This window comes from Paraburkholderia sp. 2C (assembly GCF_054589215.1).
This window is the reverse complement of the sequence record NZ_BAAILL010000012.1, coordinates 93,499-119,671: the sequence shown is the minus strand read 5'-3', so window position 1 is coordinate 119,671 and position 26,173 is coordinate 93,499. Positions and strand designations below refer to the sequence as shown.

The window sequence follows — 26,173 nt, the reverse complement described above, 5'->3', positions numbered from 1 at the left end:
GGCCGAAGCTAACCGAGCGGAACCGCACACGACACCACCATGCAGAACACGACGTTCTTCGAACCGCTCGCCGACCTGCTGCGCGATCTCGGCGAGCGCGCGACGCTGTGGCAGGTTGCTGTGCTGGCCGGCGCGCTCGTCCTCGCGTGGCTGGTTGCGCGGCTGCTGCGCCGCACATTGAATGCGCGGCGCGAGACGGGCCATCAGGCGTTGCGCTTCGGCGCCGAGGCGCTCAATCGCGCGTTCTTCCCGCTGATCGGCGCGCTTTTCGTCTGGCTTGCGCGTGCCATCGCGGGACACTTCATTCATACGGCGCTGCTCGATCTCGCGCTGGTGCCGCTTGCAGGCATCGGGCTCATCTACATCGTGTTCTTCTTCGCGCGGCGCGTGTTTGGCCGCGATGGGCAGACGCATACGTGGCTCGCGCTCGTCGAACGGATCGTGTCGCTCGTCGTCTGGGTCGGCATGGTGCTGACCGTGATGGGCATGCAGGGTAATGTGCTGACGTGGATGGCGGGCGTCAGCTTTCGCGTCGCGAATACGCAGATCACGCTGCTGTCGCTGCTGTCCGGGCTGCTGTGGGTGTGCGTGACGATGGTGGTCGCGATGTGGCTCGGCGCCGCATTCGAAGAACGCGTGATGCGGGCGAGCACGCTCGATGCGAACCTGAAGGTCGTGCTTGCGCGCGTCGGCCGCGCGCTGTTCGTGCTGGCGGCGGTACTGATCAGCCTGTCGCTTGTCGGCATCGATATCACGGTGCTCGGCGTGTTCGGTGGCGCGCTCGGCGTCGGACTCGGCTTCGGCCTGCAGAAGATCGCGAGCAACTACGTGTCGGGCTTCATCATTCTGCTCGACCGGTCGCTGCGCATCGGCGACACGATCAACGTCGGCGGCCTGCAAGGGCAGGTCACGCAGATCCGCACGCGTTATACGGTCGTGCGCGGTCTCGACGGCATCGAAACGCTGATTCCGAACGAGCGGCTGATCACCGATGTCGTGCAGAACCAGTCGTCGTATCTGACGCGTGGACTCCAGAAGACGGCCGTGCATGTCGCCTACGCGACCGACGTCGAAAAAGCGATGGCGCTGCTCGCGCAGGCCGCGTCCGGCGTCGAGCGCGTGCTCGAGGATCCGGCGCCGTCACCGAATCTGGTCGGCTTCGGGCCGGATGGCATCAATCTCGAGCTTGGCTACTGGGTTGCCGATGCCGCGACCGGCACGTCGGGCGTGCGCTCCACGGTTAATCGCAATATCTGGCGACTGTTTACGGCGAACGGTATTGCGATTCCGTACGCGCAACGCGACGTGCGGATCGTCGGGGCGGGCACTGCGGATGCGCAGCCTGTCGGCATGACTGCGCCCGCCGCAAACGAGCCGGGAACGGCTGCCTGAGATGTCGCGATGCGCCTTGCCCCGACGCCGCACGCATTCATGCTTGAAACCCGGCGGCGCGAAGCGAAGTCCGGCGGCAGACGCGCCCAGCGCTTGTCTGGTAGTGTTCCCAATTGATGCGGCACAACAAATTTCTTATTTTTTACAACGACTTGGAACCCTTCAAGTAGAATGTCGTCCAATTTGGCCGCATGCTTTCACTTTCTTGACACGCGTCGTTGTATGCTTCTTCCGCGGCTTTCCGCAGTGTCATCTGTCTCACAGGTAAATAGCCTTGTTCAACTCGCTGCTTGATTTCCTCGCTCATGGGCTGCTGCGCTTTTCGTGGTGGCAACTCGTGCTTTATACCCTCGCGGTCACGCACGTCACGATCATCGGCGTGACGGTTTATCTGCACCGTTGCCAGGCGCATCGCGCGCTCGACCTGCATCCGGCAGTCAGTCATTTCTTCCGGTTCTGGCTGTGGATGACCACCGGCATGCTGACCGGTCAGTGGGCCGCGATTCACCGCAAGCATCACGCGAAGTGCGAGACCGAGGAAGATCCGCACAGCCCGCAAACGCGCGGCATCTGGAAGGTGCTGCTCGAAGGCGCCGAGCTCTATCGCGCGGAAGCGAAGAACGAAGAGACGATGCGCAAGTTCAGCCACGGCACGCCGAACGACTGGATGGAGCGCAACGTCTACACGAAGTACCCGATCCTCGGCGTGAGCCTGATGATGGTGCTCAACGTCGCGCTGTTCGGCACGGTCGGCCTGACCGTGTGGGCCGTGCAGATGGTCTGGATTCCGTTCTGGGCCGCGGGCGTCGTCAACGGTCTCGCGCACTTCTGGGGCTATCGCAACTTCAACTCGGCGGATGCCAGCACGAACATCTTTCCGTGGGGCATTCTGATCGGCGGCGAAGAACTGCATAACAATCATCACACGTACGCAACGTCGGCGAAGCTGTCGAATAAGTGGTTCGAGATCGATATCGGCTGGATGTACATCCGTATCCTGTCGGCCTGCCGGCTCGCCACGGTCAAGAAGGTTGCGCCCACGCCGCGTCTGGGCTCCGGCAAGCTCGTGCTCGATCAGGACACGCTGCAGGCTGTGCTTGCGAACCGCTATGAAGTGATGGCGCGCTACGGCAAGGCGCTCAAGCGTGCATATCGCCAGGAGCTTGCGCATCTGAAGGAAGTCGGCGCCCGCGAGAAGTATCAGCTGATGCGCGGCGCGCGCAACTGGTTTCACAAGGAAGAGGCGGGGCTCGACGAGCCGCAGAAGCGCCAACTGCCGCAAATCTTCGCGAACAGCCAGAAGCTGCGTACGTATATCGAACTGCGCAACGAACTGGCCGCGATGTGGGAGCGTTCGAATGCATCGCGCGAGCAGCTTCTCGCGCAATTGCAGGACTGGTGTCATCGCGCTGAGCAGAGCGGCATCAAGGCACTGCAGGAGTTCGCGCTGCGCTTGCGGCGTTACGCCTGATAGGACGAAATCCATTAAACTCTGATTACGTCACAGAAAAACCCCGCGCTGGCGGGGTTTTTCGCATTCTGGGCCTCGCAATATACAAGAATGATGTCGATGGCCGCGTTTCACGGCACCAGTCAGGACTGAGGAAATGATGAATGAGGTAATCAGGACCGTCGAGTACGATCGACCGCTTGCGCAGGGCATGACTTGCGGCGTCGGCGAAGCGTGGGCGAAGGTGCCGCAAGCGCCGTCACCCGAAGAACGGCGCGCGCTGAAAGAGCGCATTCGCGCGCTGCTCAAGCGCGAAAAGGCCGTGCTTGTCGCGCACTACTACGTCGACGCGGAACTGCAGGAACTGGCGGATGAAACCGGCGGCTGCGTGGCGGATTCGCTCGAAATGGCGCGCTTCGGCCGCGACAACGATGCGCAAACGCTCGTGGTGGCCGGTGTCCGGTTCATGGGGGAAACCGCGAAAATTCTGAGCCCCGGCAAGCGCATTCTGATGCCCGACCTCGACGCGACCTGTTCGCTCGATCTCGGCTGTCCCGCAGACGAATTCTCGGCGTTTTGCGATGCGCATCCGGACCGCACGGTTGTCGTGTACGCGAACACGAGTGCTGCGGTAAAAGCGCGCGCGGACTGGATGGTCACGTCGTCGATCGGGCTCGAGATCGTGGCCGACCTGCATGCGCGCGGCGAAAAAATCATCTGGGCGCCGGACCGGCATCTCGGCGGCTACATCCAGAAAAAGACCGGCGCGGATATGTTGCTGTGGCAGGGCTCATGCCTCGTTCACGACGAATTCAAAGGCATCGAACTCGATGTGCTGCGCGCCGAGTATCCGCACGCGAAGGTGCTCGTTCATCCGGAATCGCCGGAAAGCGTAGTCGCATTGGCCGACGTGGTCGGCTCGACCACGCAACTGATCGACGCGGCGCAACGACTCGATGCGACGCACTTTATCGTTGCGACGGATCTCGGCATTCTGCACAAGATGCGGCTTGCGGCGCCGGGTAAGACCTTTATCGAAGCGCCGACGGCCGGTAATAGCGCGACCTGCAAGAGCTGCGCGCATTGCCCGTGGATGGCCATGAACGGTCTTGCGAATCTGGCGGACGTGCTCGAGCGCGGCCATAACGAGATCTTCGTCGACCCGGCCATCGGCGAGCGCGCGAAGCTGCCGATCGACCGGATGCTGGAGTTTGCCGCGCGTCACAAGAAGCGCGTGCAGGCAAGCGGCGATCTCGCGCGCGACGGCGCGCTGTTTTCGAATGTGGGAGCGGCCTGATGGGTGCCAGCGAGCAGCCGAACTATCTCGGCGATGTGGTATCGCCACTCTTTGCGGACATTCGCGCGCAATACGGCGATGCGCTCGATGCGGCGCTTGCGCGCAACGTCACGGACGCGCTCGCGGAAGACGTCGGCAGCGGCGACCTCACGGGCTATCTCGTGCCCGCCGACGAATTGCGCGACGCGCGGATTATCGTGCGCGAAGAGGCGGTGCTGTGCGGCGTGATGTGGTTCGGCGAAGTGATGCGCCGCGTCGACCCGCGTATCGATGTGCGCTGGCGCTATCGCGAAGGCGAGCGGATGACGGCGGACACGACCGTGTGCGCGCTGCGCGGCCCGGCACGCTCGCTGCTGACGGCCGAGCGCAATGCGCTGAACTTCCTGCAACTGCTCTCGGGCGTCGCGACGGCGACGCGGCGTTTCGCCGACGCGATCGGCCATACGCACGCGAAGGTGCTCGATACGCGCAAGACGCTGCCGGGGTTGCGGCTGGCGCAGAAGTACGCGGTGCGCGTTGGGGGCGGCGCGAACCAGCGGCTCGCGCTGTACGACGGGATTCTGATCAAGGAAAACCATATCGCGGCGGCGGGAGGGGTGGGCGCCGCCATGAATGCCGCGCTCGCGCTGGATGCGAAAGTGTCGATTCAGATCGAAGTGGAAACGCTGGAGCAACTCGAAACGGCGCTCGCGCACGGCGCTCGCTCGGTGCTGCTCGATAACTTCACGTTCGACGCGATGCGCGACGCGGTGCGTATCACGGCGGGTCGTGCGGTGCTCGAGGTGTCGGGCGGCGTGAACTTCGAGACTATTCGTACGATTGCCGAAACCGGCGTCGATCGTATTTCGGTGGGCTCGCTGACGAAGGATGTGCGGGCGACCGATTACTCGATGCGGATTATCTAGCCGTTATTTGGCGCTTAGGGCTCTTAGGGCTCTTAGGGCTCTTAGGGCTCTTAGGGCGCTCAGCTGCGACGGAAAAAGAAGGCCATCGCGCACGTTGTGCGCGATGGCCTTTCATTTTGATGGACGCGTTACAGCGTCCGCTTCGATGCGCGTTTCGGCGTCAGCACGGTCGGCAGCGCTTTCGGCAATGCGTCCGGCCAGTCGCGGCTGAAGTGCAGGCCGCGGCTTTCGCGCCGCGACCGCGCGCCTTCAACGATCAGCGACGCGACGTCGACCAGATTGCGCAGTTCGAGCAGATCGCGATTCACCTTGAAGTTCGCGTAAAACTCGTGAATTTCGTCGCGCAGCAACGAAATGCGATGCTTGGCGCGCGCGAGACGCTTGTCGGTGCGCACGATACCGACGTAATTCCACATGAGCCGCCGCAATTCGTCCCAGTTGTGCGCCACCACCACTTCCTCGTCCGGATCGGATACGCGGCTTTCGTCCCAATCGGGCAAGGGCGCGTGGACGGCGGCGCGGAAGCCGTCCTGTTCGATCGCCACCGCAGCCGAGCGGCCGATCACGAGGCACTCGAGCAGTGAGTTGCTGGCGAGACGATTTGCGCCGTGCAGGCCGGTGCAAGACGTTTCGCCGACTGCATAGAGACCCGCGACGTCGGTACGGCCCGCGAGATCCGTTACCACGCCGCCGCAGGTGTAGTGCGCGGCCGGCACGACCGGAATGGGCTGCTTCGTGATGTCGATGCCGAACTCGAGGCAGCGCGCGAGAATGGTGGGGAAGTGCTCGTGCAGGAACGCGGCCGGCTGATGACTGATGTCGAGATACACGCAATCGATACCGCGCTTCTTGATCTCGAAGTCGATCGCTCGCGCGACGATATCGCGCGGTGCGAGTTCGGCCCGCTCGTCGTGCGCCGGCATGAAGCGCGTGCCGTCCGGCAGCTTCAGCAGGCCGCCTTCGCCGCGCACGGCTTCGGTAATCAGAAACGACTTGGCGTACGGGTGGAACAGGCACGTCGGATGGAACTGGATGAACTCCATGTTCGAGACGCGACAGCCGGCGCGCCATGCCATCGCGATGCCGTCGCCGGTCGCGGTGTCGGGGTTGGTCGTGTACAGATAAACCTTTCCCGCGCCGCCTGTTGCGAGCACCGTATGCGGCGCTTCGATCGTGACCGTGCGGCCCGTGTTGAGATCGAGCGCGTAGAGCCCGTGGCAGCGGCGGCCCGGCAGGCCGAGGCGATCGGACGTGATCAGATCGATCGCGTAGTGGTCTTCGAGCAGCGTGATGTTCGGATGCGTGCGGACCCGTTCGGTAAGCGTCGCAACGACCGCATGACCAGTTGCGTCCGCCGCATGAATGATGCGCCGATGACTGTGGCCGCCTTCGCGCGTCAGGTGAAAGCCGAGCTCGGCCGCGTCGTCTTTGGTGAACGGCACGCCTTGTGCGATCAGCCATTCGATCGCCTCGCGGCCATGCGTGACGATAAAGCGCGTAGCCGCTTCGTCGCATAGCCCGGCGCCGGCCACCAGTGTGTCGCGCACATGGTTTTCGACGCTGTCGGCGGAATCGAGCACCGCGGCAATGCCGCCTTGCGCCCAGTCGCTCGCGCCATCGGTCAGCGACCGCTTGGCGATGACCGCCACCCGCCGCGACTGCGCGAGATTCAGCGCCACACTCAATCCGGCCAGACCGCTTCCGACAATCGCTACATCGAAATTCATCTGCTGCATCTCCATCATGTTTTCGCTGGCGCGGCGATTGGCATGCCGCTTGCCGGTAGGAAATCAAAGAGCATACGCGTCACCGACCCCGAGGGAAAGCTGGCCGAACGGCCGATGGGGAAAACCAGCAAGAATCGGCATGAAAAGCGGCACGAAAAGCGGCACGAAAAGCGGCACGAAAGCGGCGCGAAAGCGGCAAGAAGCCGGAAGGGGTGACTAAAGCGCAGAAACAAAAATGCCCCGCACAGGGCGGGGCATTTTGTTGAAGGAACCAGGCTTACTTGATCTTGGTTTCCTTGTACGCCACATGCTTACGTGCGACGGGATCGAACTTCTTGATCTCCATCTTTTCGGGCATGTTGCGCTTGTTCTTCGTGGTCGTATAGAAGTGACCCGTGCCGGCGGTGGATTCCAGCTTGATCTTGTCGCGTGCGCCTTTCGCCATGATTTAACTCCTTAGGCTTCGCCGCGTGCGCGCAGGTCAGCGAGCACGGAGTCGATACCATTCTTGTCGATCAGGCGCAGGCCTGCGGTCGAAACGCGCAGGCGCACCCAACGATTCTCGCTTTCAACCCAGAAACGGCGGCTTTGCAGATTCGGAAGAAAACGACGCTTGGTCTTGTTGTTCGCGTGGGAAACGTTGTTGCCGCTCATCGGCGCTTTCCCAGTTACTTGGCATACGCGTGCCATGAGAGCACTCCTAATACGCTTTAAATTCTGAGCCCGAACGCCGTATCAGCTTCTGGAAAGAGGCGCCGGGGCGACTTGTTCGCACTGACTGCGCTGCGAAAACGCGGTGACAATTCCGCGCGCCGCCATGCGATTCTGCCGTTGATTCCCGTCCATATTCTGATACGCCTTGGAAGGCTGGTTCGAACAGGGTTACAGGTTGGAAGAGGCAAACCGCGATTCTAGCAGAAAAAAACCCGCAAAATCAAACTTTTTGCCGGCCGGGAATGGCGGGCGGCGATCGCCGAAGCGCGTCAGATCAGGCCATTCCGGGCGAACGAGTATACGTCTTTTGCGCCGACCACGACATGGTCGAGCAGCCGCACATCGACGAGCGCGAGTGCATCGCGCAGCATCCGCGTGAGCTGCCGGTCGGCGGCGCTGGGCTTGGCTGCGCCCGACGGATGATTGTGCGCGACAATCAGACCCGCCGCGTTCAGCAGCAGCGCGCGCCGCACGATTTCGCGCGGATACACCGCCATCTGCGTCAGCGACCCGCGCGTGAGTTCCTCCGCGCGGATCAGCCGGTGCCGAGCGTCCAGGTAAAGGCAGTAAAAGACTTCGTGCGGCTGGCCGCCGATCGTCAGACGCAAAAAATCGTCGACGGCCTGCGGGGAGTCGAGCAGCGAGCGGGTTTCGAGCTCCTCGTGAAGCGCGCGCCGGACCATCTCGATGACGGCGAGCAACTGCGCGATCTTCGCGCTGCCAATGCCGTGCAAGCCCGCGAAGTCCTTTTCGGTTGCAGTGAGGATCGCCCGCATCGAACCGAACCGGTCCACCAGCGTGCGCGCCATCTCGAACACGTTGTGGCCGGTCTGCCCGGTGCAAAGCATCACCGCGATCAGATCCGTATTGGACAACACGCTGGGTCCCTGCTTGAGCAACCGTTCGCGCGGCAAGTCGTCCTTTGACCGATTGCCTCGCCGGCGCCGGGCGGGCGCCTTGCCGGTGGAGAGCGAGGGGGCGATCGACGCAAGCTTGGCCGGCGCGGAGTTCGCCGATGCGGCGCGGGGCAACGCGGGGTCCGCCAATGCCGGCGATACCGGCGATAAGCGCGGCGCCGCGGGTTCGCGGGCGACGCAGATACTGTCGTTCATCTCAGCGCCCTCCACGGCAAAGTACCGCGCGGCTTCGCGCCGCAGGTGAACGGTGCGAACCGGTCACGGATATGTGGCTTACAATAGAACCTTTGCGCGGGGCGTCCCGATACAGGGCGCGCTCGCGTGGGACACCCCGGCGCCGCGCTACGCGCGCAGCCGCAGGGCGCGCCGGATGCACCGCGGCGCACACGCACTGCTGAGGGCCGCCCCGCGGAGGGCCACCCCGCGCTGCGGCGCCCGGCGCCTTCCGACCGAACGAGTACTGCATGAGCATCATCGACATCTCCGAAGTGAAACCGGGTTCGCACGTCACGCTTCATTACCGGCTTTCGCTTGCCGATGGCGCCGAGATCGTCAACACCTTCGCCGACAAGCCGGCCACGCTGCTTTTGGGGGCGGGCCAACTGGCGCCGCCGCTGGAAGATATTTTGCTGGGATTGAAGGTCGGCCACCATTCGACCTTTCGGCTAACGCCGGAACAGGGCTTCGGTCCGCGCAACCCGGGGCTGATCCAGCGCGTGTCGCTTGCCACGTTGCGCGAAAACAGCATGATCGGTGAGGATTTTTCTCCCGGCGATCTCGTCGAATTCAATGCGCCCGGTGGCGGCCGCTACGCGGGCGTGTTGAAAGAGGTCGGCGAAACCTCGGCCCTTTTCGATTTCAATCACCCGCTCGCCGGCCAGGCGCTGGCGTTTGAAGTGAAAATTATCGGAATCCTGTAAACATGAGCATCATGGATACGACTCTCGCCGAAACGGAAATCCTGCTGGCGCAGCCGCGCGGGTTCTGTGCCGGCGTCGATCGCGCCATCGAGATCGTCGAGCGCGCGATCAAACTGTATGGCTCGCCTATCTACGTGCGCCATGAAATCGTCCATAACGCGTATGTCGTCGAGGATCTGCGCAAAAAGGGGGCGATCTTCATCGAGCAGCTCGACGAAGTGCCGTCGGGCAGCACCGTCATCTTCAGCGCGCACGGCGTATCGAAGGCGGTGCGCGTTGAAGCCGAGTCGCGCGGGTTGCGCGTCTACGACGCGACCTGTCCGCTTGTCACCAAGGTGCATATCGAAGTCGCGAAGATGCGTGCCGAAGGGTTCGACATCGTGATGATCGGCCACAAGGGCCACCCGGAAGTCGAGGGCACGATGGGCCAGACCGAGCGGGGCATGTATCTGGTCGAAGACATCGAGGACGTGCAGGCGCTGGAGCTGGCCGACCCCGACCGTATCGCGTTCGTCACGCAGACGACACTGTCGGTCGACGACGCCGCGGAAATCATCGCCGCGCTGAAGACCAAATATCCGCAGATCCGCGAGCCGAAGAAGCAGGACATCTGTTACGCGACGCAAAACCGTCAGGACGCCGTGAAGTTCATGGCGCCGCAGTGCGACGTCGTGATCGTCGTCGGCAGCCCGAACAGCTCGAATTCGAACCGCTTGCGCGAACTCGCGGAGAAGCTCGGTGTGCCCGCGTATATGGTCGATTCGCCGGACCAGATCGACCCGAACTGGGTGATCGACAAGAAGCGGATCGGCGTTACGGCAGGCGCCTCGGCGCCGGAAGCGCTGGCACAGGCCGTGATCAGCCGTTTGCGCGAGATGGGCGTGCGCAACGTGCGCGCGCTGGACGGCATCGAAGAGAACATCGCGTTCCCGCTGCCGCGCGGGCTCGGCTTGCCGGCCTGACTCGTCAAGGCGATCGGGGCGATTACCCGATCGCGTCAAAAAAGCGCGCCTCGACGGCATCGACGGCGCGCTTTTTTTAACCCGCTCGGCCAATAAATAAGTTCCATATCACATCGGGAAGCCCTTTCAGGTGTGTCTGCGCGCACAGTTTTTGCACAATTGGCGGCGTAATTTGGCCACACAGTGACTATCGTTCCCTTTTTAAATGGCCGACGAAGGGATCGGAGCGGTCTTAGCATGCACCAAATCGGTGCTGATGTGGACGCGCAATCCGGGTGCGCGATTCAGCGCTCGCGCTGTCCGGCACAACGGCTCTCCCTAGCAAACACAAGGCTTGCGAGCCAAACACGGCGTTGTCTCAAATGGTGCAACTGTGGCATGAAAACAAATTGCAACCGGGTTGCGCCGTATGCGCAATACGGATCTCAAAAAGCGGTTGCAATGCAGGAAAACCCTGCGCGCTCAACAATATTGCCCATCCCATAATTGGAGTTACAATGCGCGCGTTCTCAAGGCTTCAGGCGCTTCGGAACATCGGATTTAGCAAGGCGCAGGAGACCTATTTAATGCATTTCAAGTTTGCTTTCGCCGTGTCTATCGCGGCCGCGGTCGTGATGTCGACCGGGTGCAGCAAGAAGAACGACGGCGAAGCGAGCACGGCCGCATCGGCAGCAGCGCCGGCCGCGGCCGCGTCGGCGGGGCCGGCGGGCGCGAGCGGGGCAAACGGTGATGCAACTTCGGCGACTATCGTGAAAATCGGCCATGCGGCACCGCTGACAGGCCCCATCGCGCATCTTGGCAAGGACAACGAAAACGGGGCGCGGCTCGCGGTTGAGGAAATCAATGCGCAGGGTCTCACGATCGACGGTCGCAAGATCCAGCTCGAACTCGACGCGCAGGACGACGCGGGCGATCCGAAAACGGGTACCCAGGTCGCGCAGCGGCTCGTCGACGATCATGTGGTCGCGGTGGTCGGGCATCTGAATTCGGGCGTATCGATTCCCGCGTCGAAGATCTATAGCGATGCGGGCATCGTGCAGATTTCGCCGTCGTCGACGAATCCGGCGTACACGCAGCAGGGGTTCAAGACCACCTACCGCGTGGTCGCAACCGACGCGCAGCAGGGTCCCGCGCTCGCGAACTACGCGACGAAGGCGCTCAACGCGAAGCGGATTGCGGTGGTCGACGACGCGACCGCGTACGGCAAGGGTCTTGCCGACGAATTCGCGAAGACCGCGCAGGCGAGCGGCGCGACGATCGTCGCGCGGGAGGCGACGAATGACCGGGCGACCGACTTCCGGGCCATTCTCACGAAAATCAAAAGCGTTCAGCCGGACGTGATCATGTACGGCGGCATGGACGCGACGGGCGGACCGTTCACCAGACAGGCGGCGGCGCTCGGCATCAGGGCAAAAATCCTTGGCGGCGACGGCGTGTGCACCGACAAGGTAGAGGAACTCGCGGGTCAAGCCGTGCAGAACCTCGTCTGTTCGGAAGCAGGACTGGCGCTTTCGAAAATGGAGCGTGGCGCGGACTTCGAGAAGAAGTACGACGCGCGCTTTCACACGCCGGTGCAGATTTACGCACCGTTCACGTACGACACCGTGTACGTGATCGTCGACGCAATGAAGCGCGCCAATTCGATCGACGCGCCCAAGGTGCTGGCTGCGATGCCGTCCACCGATTACAACGGGGTAATCGGCCACATCGCATTCGACGACAAGGGTGATTTGAAAGAAGGCGCCATTACGCTTTACGACTTCAAGGACGGCAAGAAGACCGTTCTCGACGTCGTGAAGATGTAATGACGGGAATAAAGCGTGGCGGCACCGAACCATCCATCGGTGCCGTTTTTGCATCCGCATCGAACGCGGGCGCGGTTGCGACCCAGCCGCGCGCATGTTCGATACGAATAACCCTTACCGGTCTTTTATATCAGTACCGCAGTGCCGTTGCGGTTCCGTATCGCATGACCGCCAACCCGGCCGGTCGTGAACGTGAATCCAGTCGCACGGGCCAAGGAGCATTAAATGGATATTTTCATCCAGCAGATCATCAATGGACTGGTGCTTGGTAGCGTCTACGCCATCATCGCGCTGGGCTATACGATGGTGTACGGCATTCTGGGCATCATCAACTTCGCGCACGGCGACGTGTTGATGATCGGCGCAATGGTTGCCTTGTCGGCGATCGGCGTGCTGCAGAATCACTTTCCGGGTCTCGGCAATGTGCCGACGCTCTGTATCGCGCTGATCATCGCCGCCTGCGTGTGCTCGGTGGTCGGCTATACGATCGAGCGCGTCGCCTACCGGCCGCTGCGCCGCGCGCCGCGTCTCGCGCCGCTGATCACCGCGATCGGCGTGTCGATCCTGCTGCAGACCATCGCCATGATCATCTGGGGCCGCAATCCGCTCGCTTTCCCGCAGTTGCTGCCGACCGACCCGATCAACGTGATCAAGGCGACCGATACGAATCCCGGCGCCGTGATCTCGATGACCGAAATCGTGATCATCGTCGTCGCGTTCCTCGTCATGGCGGGCCTGCTGCTGCTCGTGCACAAGACCAAACTCGGCCGCGCGATGCGCGCGATCGCCGAGAATCCGGCCAACGCGTCGCTGATGGGCGTGAATCCGAACTTCGTGATTTCCGCGACCTTCATGATCGGCTCCGCACTGGCCGCGCTGGCCGGCGTGATGATCGCCTCCGAATACGGCAACGCACACTTCTACATGGGCTTCATTCCGGGCCTGAAGGCGTTCACCGCGGCGGTGCTCGGCGGCATCGGCAACCTCGGCGGTGCGATGGTGGGCGGGGTGCTGCTCGGCCTCATCGAACAGCTCGGCGCCGGCTATATCGGCAACCTGACCGGCGGTGTCTTCGGCAGTAACTACCAGGACGTGTTCGCGTTCATCGTGCTGATCGTCGTGCTGGTGTTCCGTCCGTCGGGCCTGCTCGGCGAACGTGTCGCGGATCGTGCCTGACCTCGGGCGATAACGGGCCAACAGGAGTAGATAACCATGACCTCAATTCAACCGATCGAGCCGTCCACGACGCTGATCCCCGAGAAGAACATCACGAAGACGCTGATGGTCGGCATCCTCACGGCGGTGTTCGTGATTGCCGCGCCGATGCTCATCGGCGCCGCCGGCGGCAACTACTGGGTGCGCGTGCTCGACTTCGCGATGCTGTACGTGATGCTCGCGCTTGGCCTCAATGTGGTGGTCGGCTTCGCCGGCCTGCTGGATCTGGGCTATATCGCGTTCTACGCGATCGGCGCATACACCGCGGCATTGCTGACCTCGCCGCACCTCACCTCGCAGTTCGCGTGGATTGCCGCGCTGGCCCCGAATGGCCTGCATGCGCCGATCTGGATCGTGGTGCCGCTCGCGATGGCGCTCGCGGCGCTGTTCGGCGTGCTGCTCGGTTCGCCGACCTTGCGGTTGCGCGGCGACTACCTCGCGATCGTCACGCTGGGTTTCGGTGAAATCGTGCGGATCTTCATGAACAACCTCGACCGTCCGGTGAACATCACGAACGGGCCGAAGGGGATCACCGGCATCGATCCGGTGCATGTCGCCGGCTTCAATCTGTCGCAAACGCATACGCTGTTCGGGTTCACGTTCCCGTCGGTGTACATGTATTACTACCTGTTCGTGCTGTGCTCGCTGCTCGTGATCTGGACCTGTACGCGTCTGCAGCACTCGCGGATCGGCCGCGCGTGGGCGGCGATCCGCGAAGACGAAATCGCCGCGAAAGCAATGGGCATCAACACACGTAACGTGAAGCTGCTCGCGTTCGCGATGGGCGCGTCGTTCGGCGGCCTGTCGGGCGCGATGTTCGCGGGCTTCCAGGGCTTCGTGTCGCCCGAGTCGTTCACGTTCTGGGAGTCGGTCGTCGTGCTCGCCTGCGTGGTGCTGGGCGGCATGGGCCATATTCCGGGCGTGATTCTCGGCGCGGTGCTGCTCGCCGTGTTCCCCGAGTTCCTGCGTTCGACGATGGGTCCGCTGCAGCATTTCCTGTTCGGCCATGAAATCGTCGATACCGAAGTGATCCGTCAGCTGCTGTACGGCCTCGCGATGGTGCTCATCATGCTGTACCGCTCGGAAGGCCTGTGGCCGTCGCCGAAGCACGAGGACAAGATTGCGAAACTGGCGAAGCGCAACGGCAAGAAGCCGGTGCGCGCGTAAAACGGACGGCTCTGAGGAGAAAACACGATGAGCGACAAGAACATCCGTCTGTCCGTGAAGGGCGTGAACAAACGCTTCGGCGGTCTTCAGGCCCTGTCGGACGTGGGCCTCGAAATCGAGGAAGGTTCGATCTACGGACTGATCGGCCCGAACGGTGCCGGCAAGACCACGTTCTTCAACGTGATCACGGGCCTCTACACGCCGGACTCCGGCGAGTTCAAGCTCGACGGCACAAACTACACGCCGACCGCGGTGTATCAGGTGGCGAAGGCGGGCATCGCGCGCACGTTCCAGAATATTCGCCTGTTCGGCGGCATGACCGCGCTCGAGAACGTGATGGTCGGCCGTCACGTGCGCACGAAGCACGGCCTGTTCGGCGCGGTGTTCCAGACGCCGGCCGAACGCAAGGAAGAGCGCGAGATCAAGGAACGCGCGCTCGAGCTGCTCGAATACGTGGGCGTGCTGCAGTACGCGGACTACACGTCGCGTAATCTGTCGTACGGCCACCAGCGGCGCCTGGAAATCGCACGCGCGCTCGCGACCGATCCGAAGCTGCTCGCGCTCGACGAGCCGGCGGCCGGCATGAACGCGACCGAGAAGGTCGAGCTGACGAAGCTGCTCGACAAGATCCGCAGCGACGGCAAGACGATCCTGCTGATCGAGCACGACGTGAAACTGGTGATGGGCCTGTGCAACCGCATGACAGTGCTCGATTACGGCAAGGTGATCGCCGAGGGTCTGCCGCAAGACGTGCAGAAGGACCCGAAGGTGATCGAGGCATATCTCGGCGCGGGGGTCCACTGATGGCTACGGCGATGTTGAAAATCAAGGGCCTGCAGGTCAACTACGGCGGCATCCAGGCGGTCAAGGGTGTCGACATGGAAGTCGCGCAGGGCGAGCTCGTCACGCTGATCGGCGCGAACGGCGCAGGCAAGACGACCACGATGAAGGCGATCACGGGTCTCAAGCCTTACTCGGCCGGCGATATCGAGTACATGGGCCAGTCGATCAAGGGCCTGCCGGCGCACGAGTTGCTCAAGCGCGGCCTCGCGATGGTGCCGGAAGGCCGTGGCATCTTCGCGCGCATGTCGATCCTCGAGAACATGCAGATGGGCGCGTATCTGCGCAACGATAACGACGGCATCAGGAAGGACGTCGATCGCATGTTCGGCTTCTTCCCGCGTCTGAAGGAACGGGCGACGCAGCTGGCCGGCACGCTGTCGGGCGGCGAGCAGCAGATGCTCGCGATGGCGCGCGCGATCATCAGCAAGCCGAAGCTGCTGTTGCTCGACGAGCCGTCGATGGGGCTGTCGCCGATCATGGTCGAGAAGATCTTCGAAGTGGTGCGGGAGATTTCGAAGGAAGGGCTGACCGTGCTGCTCGTCGAACAGAACGCGCGCCTTGCGTTGCAGGCCGCAAATCGCGGCTATGTGATGGACTCGGGCACGGTCACGATGTCCGGCGATGCGAAGCAGATGCTCGACGATCCGAAGGTGCGGGCGGCGTATCTCGGTGAATGATTGGGTGAATGAGTCGGTGTCGTTTTCCCGACGGTTTTGATCGACCGGCCGGGTAAGGATGCGAATAGGGCCGCGTGCAGCAATGCACGCGGCCCTATGTTTTGATTATCCGTGATTACGCCATTCGCTTCGCTTGCCGCTTGCGTCTTGTCTGGCGCACGTTGCGAGTTACGCGGGTTGCGGCATATCGGCGCGGTCGCTGAAAGCGTTGTCCGCGAACTCGCCAAGCCGCTTGCCGAGACTGACCACTTCATCCGTCCGGTAACCGAGCCGTTCATAAAACGCGCGGATATCGCCCTTCGCGCTCAACACCTGCAAGTTCACCTTGGGGCAGCCGCGTGCCGCGAGCGCCGCTTCCGCGTGCCGCACGAGTTGGGTGCCGATGCCGCGCCGCCGCTGTGCCGTGTCGACGGCGAGCGAGTACATCCACCCGCGGTGCCCGTCGTAGCCGGCCATGACGGTGCCGACCACATGCTCGCCGTCCAGCGCGACGAAGAACAGCTCCGGCTGCGTCGTGAGCTTGTTCGCGATCGACAGATGCGGGTTGCGCTGCGGGCGCGTCGGATCCCGGTATTCGGGGAACGCGTCGCGCCACAAGGCGATTACCTGCTCGGTGTCGCTTTCAGCGAAACTGCGGATCGAGATTCTGTTCGGGATCGACGTCGCGGGCGTAGTCATAGGCACACTCTTTCGTTGATCAAAGCGAATCGAGCACGGTGCGCAGCATCGTCATCATCTGGTCGATTTCGTCGTTCGTGACGTTCAGCGCCGGCATGAAGCGCAACAGGTTCGGCCGCGCGGCGTTCAGCAGCAGGCCATCCGGCTGCATCAGACGCGCCTTCTCGACGATCTGGGTGCCGATGTCCTTGCCGAGCAGCAGCGCACGCAGCAAGCCTTCGCCGCGTTCGCCCTCGAAGCCGCGCTCCTTCGACAGGTCGAGCAGTTGCGCGCGCAGGTATTCGCCGCGCTCGCGCACGCCTTCGAGGAAGCCCGGCGCGGTCAACTGCGAGATAACCGAATAACCGACGGCCGTCATCAGCGGATTGCCGTTGTACGTGCCGCCCTGATCGCCGGCCTCGAACACCTCGAATTCGCGCTTCGCGAGCAGCGCGGCGAGCGGCACGCCGCTGCCGATGCCCTTGCCGAGCGTCATCACATCGGGCTCGATGCCCGACAGCTCGTAGGCGAAGAGCGTGCCCGCACGGCCGCAGCCGCTCTGCACTTCGTCGACGATCAGCAGGATGTTGTGCTTTTTCGTCAGCGCGCGCAGTTGCTGCATGAACTCGCGCGTGGCCGGAATCACGCCGCCTTCGCCCTGGATCGGCTCGAGCATCACGCCGACCGTCTTCTCGTTGATGAGCTTCTCGACCGAGGCGATATCGTTCAGATCGGCTTTCGGGAAGCCCGGCACTTGCGGTGCGTAGATCGTGTCCCAGCCGGCCTTGCCGCTCGCGGACATGGTCGCGAGCGTGCGGCCGTGAAAGCTGTGGTCGAACGTGATGATTTCGTACGCGCCGTTCTTGTGTTTCTTGCCCCACTTGCGCGCGAGCTTGATCGCGCCTTCGTTCGCCTCGGCGCCGCTGTTGGCGAAGAACACCTTGTCGAAGCAACTGTGCTGCGTGAGCAGGCCCGCGAGCTGCGCCATCGGCTCGTTGTAGAACGCGGGCGACGGATTGATCAGGAGGCGCGCCTGTTTGTCGAGCGCCTCGATCATGCCTTCGTTGCAATGCCCGAGACTATTGACGGCCCAGCCCTGAATGAAATCGAGGTAGCGCTTGCCGGTGTTGTCGTAAAGCCATGAACCCTTGCCGTGCGTAAAGACGATTTCGGGCCGGTTCGTGATGTACATCAGCGACTCGATCGGGTACTCATTGAAATTCATGGCGACAGGCTCCAGGCAGCAGGAAGAGGAAATACGGAAGAGTCCGGTGACGGAAAACAAAAAAGCCACGGCATGCCGTGGCTTTCATGATCCGAACCGCGTGTAATGCACCGACGCGAATTCATACGAAGCCACGCGCTCCTAAGGGAGCGGCGAGCGGCGACGTCGGAGTTCGGACTGGATGCGGTTCATGCGCGCAAGAATACGACAAGGCCGGCGGCGCTGTAAACCATAAATTTGCGGAAATTGCGCTGTGCCGGCCTTCTCTTTGTCAGACAGCCGATCAGACCGGGTGCGCGAGATCGGCCGCGCTCGTGAACGAATCCGCGTAGAACTCCTCTTCGGGCAGGCGATGGTGCTGCGTGAAATCGCGCTGCGCCGATTCGACCATCACTGGCGCGCCGCAGGCGTACACCTGATAGCCGGACAAGTCTGGCAGATCTTCGATGACCGCACGATGAACGAAGCCGGTGCGGCCCGTCCATGCGTCGCTTGCGTCCGGCTCGGACAGCACGGGCACGAAGCTGAAATTCGGAATCTCTTTTGCCCATTGCTCGGCCAGCTCGAGCATATAGATGTCCTTCTTGCGGCGCGCGCCCCAGTAGAGCGTCATCGGCCGCTGCAAGTTCTTGAACACCGCGTGCTCGATGATGGCCTTGATCGGCGCGAAGCCCGTTCCCGACGCTAGCAGGACGATCGGCCTATCCGAATCCTCGCGCAGAAAGAACGTGCCGAGCGGTGCTTCGAAGCGCAGGATGTCGCGTTCCTTCATCGCGCCGAAGACGTGATCGGTGAACGCGCCGCCCGGCATATGGCGAATATGCAGTTCGATCGGTCCTTCATGGTGCGGCGGCGTGGCCATCGAATAGCTGCGGCGCTTGCCGTCTTTCAGAATGAATTCGAGGTACTGGCCGGCCAGATATTGCAGACGCTCGTTGGCAGGCAGTTGCAGTTTCAGCACGACGACGTCGTCGGCCTTGCGCTCGATCGCGTTGATGCGGCACGGCAGCTTCTTGACCTGCATGTCGCCGACGCCGCTGATTTCGCGCACGTCGATCTCGAGGTCGGAGCTTGCGGTGGCGCAGCAGAAGAGCGCCATGCCGCGGGTTTTTTCGTCGTTGGACAGCGCTGACGAAGAATGCGGACGCTGCTCGACCTGACCGGAGAGAACCGCCCCCTTGCACGAGCCGCACGCGCCGTTCTTGCAGCCGTACGGCAGGCCGATGCCCTGGCGCAGCGCGGCGGTCAGTACCGGTTCATCCGGTTCCACCTGAAACTGCCGGCCGCTTTGCCGGATCGTTACGTTAAAAGCCATAGATCAATCGAACTCGAAAAGTCAGTAAAACGTGGGGCTCACCGGAGCGGGCCCGCGTCATGCGCGATGCAAGCTGCCATTGACCGCTACAATGCGTGCACGATGAATGCGACACGAACCTTGCGCAGACCGCGCGTGCTGATCGTCGGATGCGGCGATGTCGGAACGCGCTGCGTACAGCAATTGCGGCAACTGCGGCACCCGCCGCGCGTCTTCGCGCTGACGAGCCACGCGGCGCGTTGCGCCGAACTGCGCGCGGCCGGCGCGATACCGCTCGTTGGCGATCTCGACGTGCGTCGCAGCCTCGCCCGCATTGCCGGTCTTGCGCCCACCGTGCTGCATCTCGCGCCGCCCCCGAAAACCGGCGACGACGATACGCGCACGCGCGCGCTACTTGCCACGCTTGCCGTACCGCCCATACGTGGCACGCGTGCCATGGCACATCCGGCCTCGCACACGCCCGTTGGCCGGCAGCGGCGCCTGCGCGCCGCATGGACGCCGCGCATGACAGCACAAACGCATATTGTACCCGACGGGCCATTGGCAGCCCGGCGCTTGCGCGGGACGCCGCGCATCGTCTACGCGAGCACGAGCGGGGTCTATGGGGACTGCGGCGGCGCGCTGATCGACGAGACGCGCGCGGTGGCGCCGGAGAATGCGCGCGCGAAGCGGCGCGTGTCGGCCGAGCGCCAATTGAGGCGGGCGGCGGTGCGAGGCGCGGTCAGCGCCTGCATCGCGCGCATCCCGGGCATCTATGCGGCGAACCGGTTGCCGCTCGCGCGGCTCGAACGGCACACGCCCGCGCTCGCCGATGCCGACGACGTCTACACGAATCACATCCATGCCGACGATCTCGCCGCGATCCTGCTGCGCATGACGACGCACGGCCGGCCGTCGCGCGTGATTCACGCATCCGACGACAGCACGCTGAAGATGGGCGAATACTTCGACCGTGTCGCCGATGCATACGGGCTACCCCGCGCGCCGCGCGTGTCGCGTGCCGAAGCGGAACAGCTACTCGAGCCGATGATGTTGTCGTTCATGCGCGAGTCGCGGCGTCTCTCGAACGTGCGGCTCAAGCGCGAATTGAAGGTGCGCTTGCGGTATCCGGATGTCGACGATTTTTTGCGCTCGATGCATGAGCCACGTTCGCGATAGAACGGGTGTCGATGATCGACGGGCGCTGGCGATGAACTGAAGGAATAGAGTGAGGCGTCACGCAAGCTGACGCCTTCGATGCGCGACGCGATGCGAAGCAATGCATCGCGCTTTTGAATGGCGCGACTCAGGTTAGCGCCGGCAGCGCCTCGAGAAGCAAAAAACACAAGAAGCCGCCGACTAACGCGCCGACGAGGTTCGGGTCGTATTTGTGCCTGACGTGCATCGCGACGACAACGCCGATCAACGTTAGCGTGGCGAGACAAACGAAACCAATCATCACGTAGGAAATCGCGAAGTTGCCGTGGTGGATCATGGCACCCCTCCCTCATCGTTCTACTCTTTGTGGAACCAAGTATAGGAGGCGGGGCAAGCAAGAGCATGCTGCGTCGCAGCGGCATTGCGGTGTTTTGCAGCGAGTTCGTACGGAGTCCAACGTAGCTGCGCGCGTGCGATCGGCGCGGCGGCCGGCGGCATGCGCCGGTTCAGTTGCCGCGCAGCGACGCGAGTTCGATATCGTCGAGCCATTGCCACGCACCTTCGGGCAAACCCGCAGGCAATGCGAAACCGCCGACGCGCTCACGATGCAACGCTTCGACGCGATTGCCCGCGGCCGCCACCATGCGCTTCACCTGGTGGTATTTGCCTTCGAGCACGGTCAGCGCGAGCGTGTGCGAGTCGCGCGCATCTGCCGCCACCGCTGCAATCGGTTTTGTCTCGCCGTGCAACAGCACGCCGCGCCGCAATGCGTCGAGTTGCATATCGTCAAGCGGATGGCGCGTCGTGGCGACATAGACCTTCGGCACTTTTCGTTTCGGCGAGGTGAATGCGTGGACGAACTTGCCGTCGTCCGATAGCAACAGCAAGCCGGTGGTGTCCTGATCGAGGCGGCCGACGCTTTGCACGCCGCGCGTGGCGAACTGCGGCGGCAACAGACTGAACACGCTCAGATGATGTTGCGGCTCGCGCGAACACTCGTAGCCGGCCGGCTTGTTCAGCACGAGGTAGGCGAACTCGCGATAGGGCCAAGCGTTGCCGTCGACGTTGAACGTGAGGCCGGCGACATCGACGTCGACGTCGGGGTCGGCGAGCACGGCGTCACCGATCGCGACGCGGCCGTCCGCGATCAGCGCGCGGCATTGCCGGCGCGAGCCGAAGCCCTGCGAGAAAAGAATGCTTTCGAGATCCATGACCCGGCGATGGACGGTGTGCGGAACCGCACCGGCGCGCACGTTGCGCGGCGAAAGCGTGCATTTTACCCATGCGTGGCGGGGCGGCCCGCGTGCGCCATAACCTCGCCGGATGACTTCGCCGGATGACATCGCTGGATGACATCGCAAGAACCGGAGCGCTTCGAAGTCCATCAACCGCGACGATGGGCCAGTCGAACGAACCGGAGTCCACCGATGCGTATCACGCCGAACGTTCCCGAATCGCTGCACCCCGCGCGCGCGCCCGCGGCGCGACTCGACGCGATACCCGATCCGGCGGCCGCACAGCCGGTGTGCGAGCGCGTCGCGACTACTGCTTGCTGAATTCGCGCGCGGCCTTGTCGATGGCATCGGCGGTCGCGCCGGCGTGCGCGACCGTGACGAGATGGCTCGACGGAATCTCGACGATCGTCGCCCCGATGCGTTTCGCCATCGACCGCTGAACATCGGGCGACACGGCGCGGTCCTTCGTCGTCACGATGTACCACGAAGGCCGCGTTTTCCAGGCCGCCTTATCGACTTTCTCTTCGAACGCGGCGGACGCGATCGGCTGCTGCGCGGCGGCCAGAACACGCGTCAGGTTTTCCGGCACGTCCGCTGCGATGCTCGCGCGGTACTCGTCGCGATCGAGCCACAGGAAGCCGTTCGCGTCGCGGAACATGCTGTCGCCGGCCGGCATTTTCGGGCCGCGCTTCAAGATGTCCATCGGCGACTCGCCGACGTCGGGCGCAATCGCCGAAACGTAGACGAGACCGACCACCTTCGGGTCGTCCGCGCCCGCTTCCGTGATCACTTCGCCGCCCCACGAATGACCGACCAGCACGGTCGGCCCATCCTGTTGCGCGAGCACGCGTTGCGTCGCGGCGACATCGTCGGCCAGCGACGTCAGCGGATTTTGCACGGCGCTGACGTGGTAACCCTTCTTCTGAAGACGCGCGATCACGCCGTTCCAGCTCGAGCCGTCGACGAACGCGCCGTGCACCAGCACGATATTGCGCACGGGCCCGTCAGCCGAACTCCCGGCCGATCCCGCTGTTTGCGCGAGGGCGTTCTGCCCGATCGCGGCGGCCGTCGACAAGCACAGGAATACGGCACAAAGCAGGCGTTTCGTCGTCATGTTGCATCCTTTTCCGGGCCGGGATTACGGCAACATACCTAACCGGCGTACGCGTAGCAACCGCTAATGCGTCGAAGACGGTGCGGTCGGCCACGCGGCCGGGCGACGAACGCGCCGCAGTGTGCGTTCAGTCTGCGCCGGATAAGCGCCCTAATATGTAGGAACCCACACGAACGTTACAATGGCGCCTTTTTTTCAGGGCGAACCACAAGTTCGACGTGAATCCGATTCCACACCATGGAGCGAGGCATCTTGCATAGTTCACCTCATCACGACGGCCTCAAGCGCGGTTTGAAAAACCGCCACATCCAGCTCATCGCGCTAGGCGGCGCCATCGGCACGGGGCTTTTTCTCGGCTCGTCGAGCGTACTTCAGGCAGCCGGGCCGTCGATGATTCTCGGCTACGCGATCGGCGGATTCATTGCGTTTCTGATCATGCGCCAGCTCGGCGAGATGGTCGCGCAGGAACCGGTGGCCGGTTCGTTCAGCCATTTCGCATACAAGTACTGGGGCGACTTTCCGGGCTTTCTGTCGGGCTGGAATTACTGGGTGCTGTATGTGCTCGTGAGCATGGCGGAATTGACGGCGGTCGGCCACTACGTGCATTTCTGGTGGCCCGACGTCCCGGCATGGCTATCGGCGCTGGTGTGCTTCGTCGCGATCAATGCAATCAATCTCGCCAACGTGAAGGCCTATGGCGAGACCGAGTTCTGGTTCGCCATCGTCAAGGTGGCCGCGGTGATCGGGATGATCGTGTTTGGCGGCTATCTGCTGGTGAGCGGCGAGGGCGGGCCGCAGGCATCGGTGACGAATCTGTGGCGCGACGGCGGCTTCTTTCCGCACGGTTTTCACGGGCTCTTCATGACGCTCGCCGTGATCATGTTTTCGTTCGGGGGACTCGAACTGATCGGCATCACGGCAGCGGAAGCGGCGGAACCGCAAAAGAGCATTCCGAAGGCCGTCAACCAGGTGATCCATCGCATTCTGATTTTCTACATCTGCTCGCTCGCGGTGCTGCTTTCGCTGTATCCGTGGAGTCAGGTCGCCGCGGGCGGCAGTCCGTTCGTGATGATCTTTTCGCAGATTGGATCGCGTTTGACCGCGAATGCGCTTAACGTGGTTGTGCTGACCGCGGCGCTTTCTGTTTATAACAGCTGCGTGTATGCGAATAGCCGCATGCTCTATGGGCTTGCCGAGCAGGGCAATGCGCCGCGCGCGCTGCTCAAGGTCGACGCGCGCGGCGTGCCGTACAGGGCGATCGGCGTGTCGGCCGCGGCCGCGTTTTCGTGCGTGATCGTCAACTACGTGATTCCGGCGAAGGCGCTCGATGTATTGATGGCGCTCGTGGTTGCCGCACTCGTATTGAACTGGGCACTGATCAGTCTTACGCATCTGAAAACGCGCAAGGCGATGCTCGAAGAAGGGCAGACGCTCGTGTTCAGGTCGTTGTGGTTTCCGGTCAGTAACTGGATGTGCCTTGCGTTTATGGCGATGGTGATGGTGATTCTTGCGATGACGCCGGGTTTGAACGTATCGGTGATGCTTGTGCCGGTATGGCTTCTTGCGATGTGGGCGGGCTACAGGATCAAGGAGCGGCGAGCGCCGGTCGCGGTCTGATTTTTGAAGCGCGAAGCCCGTGCAAATGGTGCGCGGGCTGGGAGAAATTGGGATGACTGGTGCCCAGGGCCGGACTCGAACCGGCACGCCTTGCGGCGGGGGATTTTGAGTCCCCTGCGTCTACCTGTTTCACCACCTGGGCAGGTTGTGCGGCGCAGAGAACGTTTCGAATAGACGAAACCGCGCGCAGTGAAGACGCTGATTATCGCTGAAAACGCGACGGCGGGCAAGCTGGGCATCCGCTCGGGCGCGCCGCGTCAAACGGTTCTCAAGCGGGTTCTCAAGCGGATCCTCAAGCGGATCCTCAAGCAGATCCTCAAGCAGATCCTCAAGCAGATCCTCAAGCGGTCGTCAAACCGTCCGCGAAAACCGCTGCGACGCGTTCCGGTCAAGGCCGGCGCCCTGTTCCAGATAGCGGTCGAACACCATCGCGATGTTGCGCACGAGCATGCGCCCGGCCAGGTTCACTTCGAGCTTTCCGCCGCCCGTCGACACAACGGATACAAGGCCATCGTTCTCGAATGCGCGCAGCCGCTCGAGTTCCGGTGCGAACGCATCGGCAAAGCGGATGCCATACGCCGCTTCGAATTCATCGAAACGCAGTTCGAGATTGCACATCAGCTCGACGATGATGTCGCGACGCAAGCGGTCGTCGGCGGTGAGGCGCACGCCGCGCCGGATCGCCAGGCGGCCGGCGTCGATGGCGGCCGCGTAGCCGGGCAGATCGGTTGCGTTCTGTGCGTACACGTCGCCGACCTTGCCGATCGACGATGCGCCGAAGCCGATCAGATCGCATTCGGCGCGCGTGCTGTAGCCCTGAAAATTACGATGCAGCGTGCGCTGCGCTTGCGCGCGCGCGAGTTCGTCGGTGGGCAGCGCGAAGTGGTCCATGCCGATATACACGTAGCCCGCGTCGGTGAGCCGCTGCACGACGCGCTGCAGGATCGCGAGGCGTTGCGCGGGCGACGGCAGCGTTGCCGGGTCCATCTGCCGCTGCATCTTGAAGCGCTGCGGCATATGCGCGTATCCGAATACCGACAGCCGGTCCGGCGCAAGCGCGATCATCGTGTCGAGCGTGCGCTCGAAGCTCGCGACACTCTGATGCGGCAAGCCGTAAATCAGGTCGACGCTGATCGAATGAAAGCCGTTCGCGCGCGCGGCGCCCATCACGGACTGGGTCATCTCCAGCGGCTGGATGCGATTGATCGCGCGCTGCACGACCGGATCGAAGTCCTGCACGCCAAGGCTCAGCCGGTTAAAGCCAAGCGCGCGCAAATGCGCGATTGTCCGCGGCGATGCTTCGCGTGGGTCGACTTCGATCGAGATTTCCGCTTCCGCATCGGGGCGCAGCCTGAAGTGCTCGCGCGTCGCGGTCATCAGCTCCGTCATTTCGTCGTCGCACAGGAAAGTCGGTGTGCCGCCGCCCCAGTGCAGTTGCGAAACCACCCGCGACGGTTCGAAGCACGCGGCCTGCAGCGCGAGTTCGCGCTTCAGCCGGTCGAGATATGGCCGGACGCGGGCGCGATTCTTTGTCGCGACCTTGTTGCAGCCGCAGTAGAAGCAGACCGTGTCGCAAAACGGAATGTGGAAGTACAGCGACAGGTCCGTTTGCGCGGCGCCGGGATCGGCGGCCGCGCGCAGATAGTCCGTCTGATCGAAGTCGTCGCGGAACTGCAGCGCGGTGGGGTAAGACGTATAGCGCGGGCCGTTCGTGCTGTAGCGGGCGAGCAGGTCCGGGCGAAATAACGTGTCGGCAGTGTGCATCGTCGAGGTCCGGGCGCCTCTTGAATGGGGCGCATCGTTCTTGATCGAGGCTCAGTGTAAGGTGGCGGCACTCGCCTGCGTTGCGTGAAACGGTCGCATGCGGCGCAATGGCACAATG

24 protein-coding genes and 1 tRNA gene are annotated in these 26,173 nt (G+C 63.0%); 13 read left to right on the top strand and 12 right to left on the bottom strand.

All coding sequences use genetic code 11. The annotated features are described in order from the left end of the window. The first annotated feature begins 39 nt into the window (after window positions 1–39). The 4 genes from ACYPXD_RS02870 (at window position 40) to nadC (ending at window position 5,044) form a co-directional block, all read left to right on the top strand. Entirely contained in the window at window positions 40–1,392 is a 1,353-nt protein-coding gene (locus ACYPXD_RS02870; protein ID WP_459707231.1) for a mechanosensitive ion channel family protein, read from the top strand. 274 nt (window positions 1,393–1,666) lie between these two features. Beyond that, on the top strand, window positions 1,667–2,863 hold the full coding sequence (locus tag ACYPXD_RS02865) for a DesA family fatty acid desaturase (RefSeq protein ID WP_459707228.1): 1,197 nt from the start codon (window positions 1,667–1,669) through the stop codon (window positions 2,861–2,863). A gap of 139 nt (window positions 2,864–3,002) precedes the next feature. After that, window positions 3,003–4,139, top strand: coding sequence for a quinolinate synthase NadA (gene nadA / locus ACYPXD_RS02860; RefSeq protein WP_459707289.1), 1,137 nt, complete (start codon window positions 3,003–3,005; stop codon window positions 4,137–4,139). Next, window positions 4,139–5,044 carry a carboxylating nicotinate-nucleotide diphosphorylase gene (nadC, locus tag ACYPXD_RS02855; RefSeq protein ID WP_459707224.1) on the top strand — a complete coding sequence of 302 codons (906 nt, stop codon included), beginning with the start codon at window positions 4,139–4,141 and terminating at the stop codon, window positions 5,042–5,044. The genes nadA and nadC overlap by 1 nt, the downstream gene beginning before the upstream one ends. 128 nt (window positions 5,045–5,172) lie before the next feature. On the opposite strand, the gene nadB is transcribed toward nadC, so the two are convergent. From nadB to radC, 4 genes are all read right to left on the bottom strand, one after another. Then, window positions 5,173–6,771, bottom strand: coding sequence for an L-aspartate oxidase (gene nadB, locus ACYPXD_RS02850; RefSeq protein WP_459707221.1), 1,599 nt, complete (start codon window positions 6,769–6,771; stop codon window positions 5,173–5,175). Window positions 6,772–7,048: 277 nt separating this feature from the next. Then, entirely contained in the window at window positions 7,049–7,216 is a 168-nt protein-coding gene (gene rpmG, locus ACYPXD_RS02845) for a 50S ribosomal protein L33 (protein WP_175113661.1), read from the bottom strand. Window positions 7,217–7,227: 11 nt separating this feature from the next. Then, window positions 7,228–7,461, bottom strand: a complete 234-nt coding sequence (gene rpmB, locus ACYPXD_RS02840; protein ID WP_459707217.1) for a 50S ribosomal protein L28 — start codon at window positions 7,459–7,461, stop codon at window positions 7,228–7,230. 293 nt (window positions 7,462–7,754) lie between these two features. After that, the gene (gene radC, locus ACYPXD_RS02835) at window positions 7,755–8,597 is read right to left on the bottom strand and encodes a RadC family protein (RefSeq protein WP_459707214.1); all 843 of its coding nucleotides are present in this window, start codon (window positions 8,595–8,597) and stop codon (window positions 7,755–7,757) included. Between the two features lie 269 nt (window positions 8,598–8,866). On the opposite strand from radC, the gene ACYPXD_RS02830 reads away from it, so the two are divergent. The 7 genes from ACYPXD_RS02830 to ACYPXD_RS02800 all read left to right on the top strand — a co-directional run bounded on the left by ACYPXD_RS02830 (window position 8,867) and on the right by ACYPXD_RS02800 (window position 15,991). Next, window positions 8,867–9,322: an FKBP-type peptidyl-prolyl cis-trans isomerase gene (locus ACYPXD_RS02830; RefSeq protein ID WP_459707211.1), complete on the top strand. Its 456-nt coding sequence runs from the start codon at window positions 8,867–8,869 to the stop codon at window positions 9,320–9,322. Between the two features lie 2 nt (window positions 9,323–9,324). Then, window positions 9,325–10,284, top strand: a complete 960-nt coding sequence (gene ispH, locus ACYPXD_RS02825) for a 4-hydroxy-3-methylbut-2-enyl diphosphate reductase (RefSeq protein WP_459707209.1) — start codon at window positions 9,325–9,327, stop codon at window positions 10,282–10,284. Between the two features lie 566 nt (window positions 10,285–10,850). Next, window positions 10,851–12,089 carry a branched-chain amino acid ABC transporter substrate-binding protein gene (locus ACYPXD_RS02820; protein ID WP_459707204.1) on the top strand — a complete coding sequence of 413 codons (1,239 nt, stop codon included), beginning with the start codon at window positions 10,851–10,853 and terminating at the stop codon, window positions 12,087–12,089. 225 nt (window positions 12,090–12,314) lie between these two features. Then, window positions 12,315–13,265, top strand: a complete 951-nt coding sequence (locus ACYPXD_RS02815; protein ID WP_459707201.1) for a branched-chain amino acid ABC transporter permease — start codon at window positions 12,315–12,317, stop codon at window positions 13,263–13,265. 36 nt (window positions 13,266–13,301) lie between these two features. After that, window positions 13,302–14,471: an ABC transporter permease subunit gene (locus ACYPXD_RS02810; RefSeq protein ID WP_459707199.1), complete on the top strand. Its 1,170-nt coding sequence runs from the start codon at window positions 13,302–13,304 to the stop codon at window positions 14,469–14,471. A gap of 27 nt (window positions 14,472–14,498) precedes the next feature. Beyond that, window positions 14,499–15,275: an ABC transporter ATP-binding protein gene (locus ACYPXD_RS02805; RefSeq protein WP_459707196.1), complete on the top strand. Its 777-nt coding sequence runs from the start codon at window positions 14,499–14,501 to the stop codon at window positions 15,273–15,275. Beyond that, window positions 15,275–15,991, top strand: a complete 717-nt coding sequence (locus ACYPXD_RS02800) for an ABC transporter ATP-binding protein (protein WP_459707193.1) — start codon at window positions 15,275–15,277, stop codon at window positions 15,989–15,991. The genes ACYPXD_RS02805 and ACYPXD_RS02800 overlap by 1 nt, the downstream gene beginning before the upstream one ends. Window positions 15,992–16,159: 168 nt before the next feature. Here the strand turns inward: ACYPXD_RS02800 and ACYPXD_RS02795 are convergent, their stop codons facing one another. From ACYPXD_RS02795 to ACYPXD_RS02785, 3 genes are all read right to left on the bottom strand, one after another. Further along, window positions 16,160–16,669, bottom strand: a complete 510-nt coding sequence (locus ACYPXD_RS02795) for a GNAT family acetyltransferase (protein ID WP_459707190.1) — start codon at window positions 16,667–16,669, stop codon at window positions 16,160–16,162. A 19-nt stretch (window positions 16,670–16,688) separates the two neighbouring features. After that, window positions 16,689–17,873, bottom strand: a complete 1,185-nt coding sequence (locus tag ACYPXD_RS02790; protein WP_459707187.1) for an acetylornithine transaminase — start codon at window positions 17,871–17,873, stop codon at window positions 16,689–16,691. A gap of 283 nt (window positions 17,874–18,156) precedes the next feature. Beyond that, entirely contained in the window at window positions 18,157–19,188 is a 1,032-nt protein-coding gene (locus tag ACYPXD_RS02785; RefSeq protein WP_459707185.1) for a CDP-6-deoxy-delta-3,4-glucoseen reductase, read from the bottom strand. Window positions 19,189–19,290: 102 nt separating this feature from the next. Between ACYPXD_RS02785 and ACYPXD_RS02780 the strand changes: the two genes are divergently transcribed. Next, a complete protein-coding gene (locus ACYPXD_RS02780; protein ID WP_459707182.1) occupies window positions 19,291–20,346 on the top strand; it encodes an NAD-dependent epimerase/dehydratase family protein in 1,056 nt (351 codons plus the stop codon). A gap of 127 nt (window positions 20,347–20,473) precedes the next feature. On the opposite strand, the gene ACYPXD_RS02775 is transcribed toward ACYPXD_RS02780, so the two are convergent. The 3 genes from ACYPXD_RS02775 to ACYPXD_RS02765 all read right to left on the bottom strand — a co-directional run bounded on the left by ACYPXD_RS02775 (window position 20,474) and on the right by ACYPXD_RS02765 (window position 22,674). Further along, window positions 20,474–20,662 (bottom strand): hypothetical protein, encoded by a 189-nt coding sequence (locus ACYPXD_RS02775; protein WP_459707180.1) that lies wholly within the window; start codon window positions 20,660–20,662, stop codon window positions 20,474–20,476. A 169-nt stretch (window positions 20,663–20,831) separates the two neighbouring features. Next, a complete protein-coding gene (locus tag ACYPXD_RS02770; RefSeq protein ID WP_459707178.1) occupies window positions 20,832–21,536 on the bottom strand; it encodes a pseudouridine synthase in 705 nt (234 codons plus the stop codon). Window positions 21,537–21,867: 331 nt separating this feature from the next. Then, entirely contained in the window at window positions 21,868–22,674 is an 807-nt protein-coding gene (locus ACYPXD_RS02765; RefSeq protein ID WP_459707175.1) for an alpha/beta fold hydrolase, read from the bottom strand. 237 nt (window positions 22,675–22,911) lie between these two features. Here ACYPXD_RS02765 and ACYPXD_RS02760 point away from each other — a divergent pair, with 237 nt between their 5' ends. Next, complete coding sequence (locus ACYPXD_RS02760) at window positions 22,912–24,291, top strand: amino acid permease (protein ID WP_459707173.1); 1,380 nt, start codon at window positions 22,912–22,914, stop codon at window positions 24,289–24,291. Window positions 24,292–24,348: 57 nt separating this feature from the next. Here ACYPXD_RS02760 and ACYPXD_RS02755 read toward each other — a convergent pair. Both ACYPXD_RS02755 and hemN read right to left on the bottom strand, forming a co-directional pair. Continuing rightward, a tRNA-Leu gene (locus ACYPXD_RS02755) sits at window positions 24,349–24,433 on the bottom strand. 209 nt (window positions 24,434–24,642) lie between these two features. After that, a complete protein-coding gene (gene hemN / locus ACYPXD_RS02750) occupies window positions 24,643–26,055 on the bottom strand; it encodes an oxygen-independent coproporphyrinogen III oxidase (protein ID WP_459707171.1) in 1,413 nt (470 codons plus the stop codon). Window positions 26,056–26,173 lie beyond the last annotated feature (118 nt).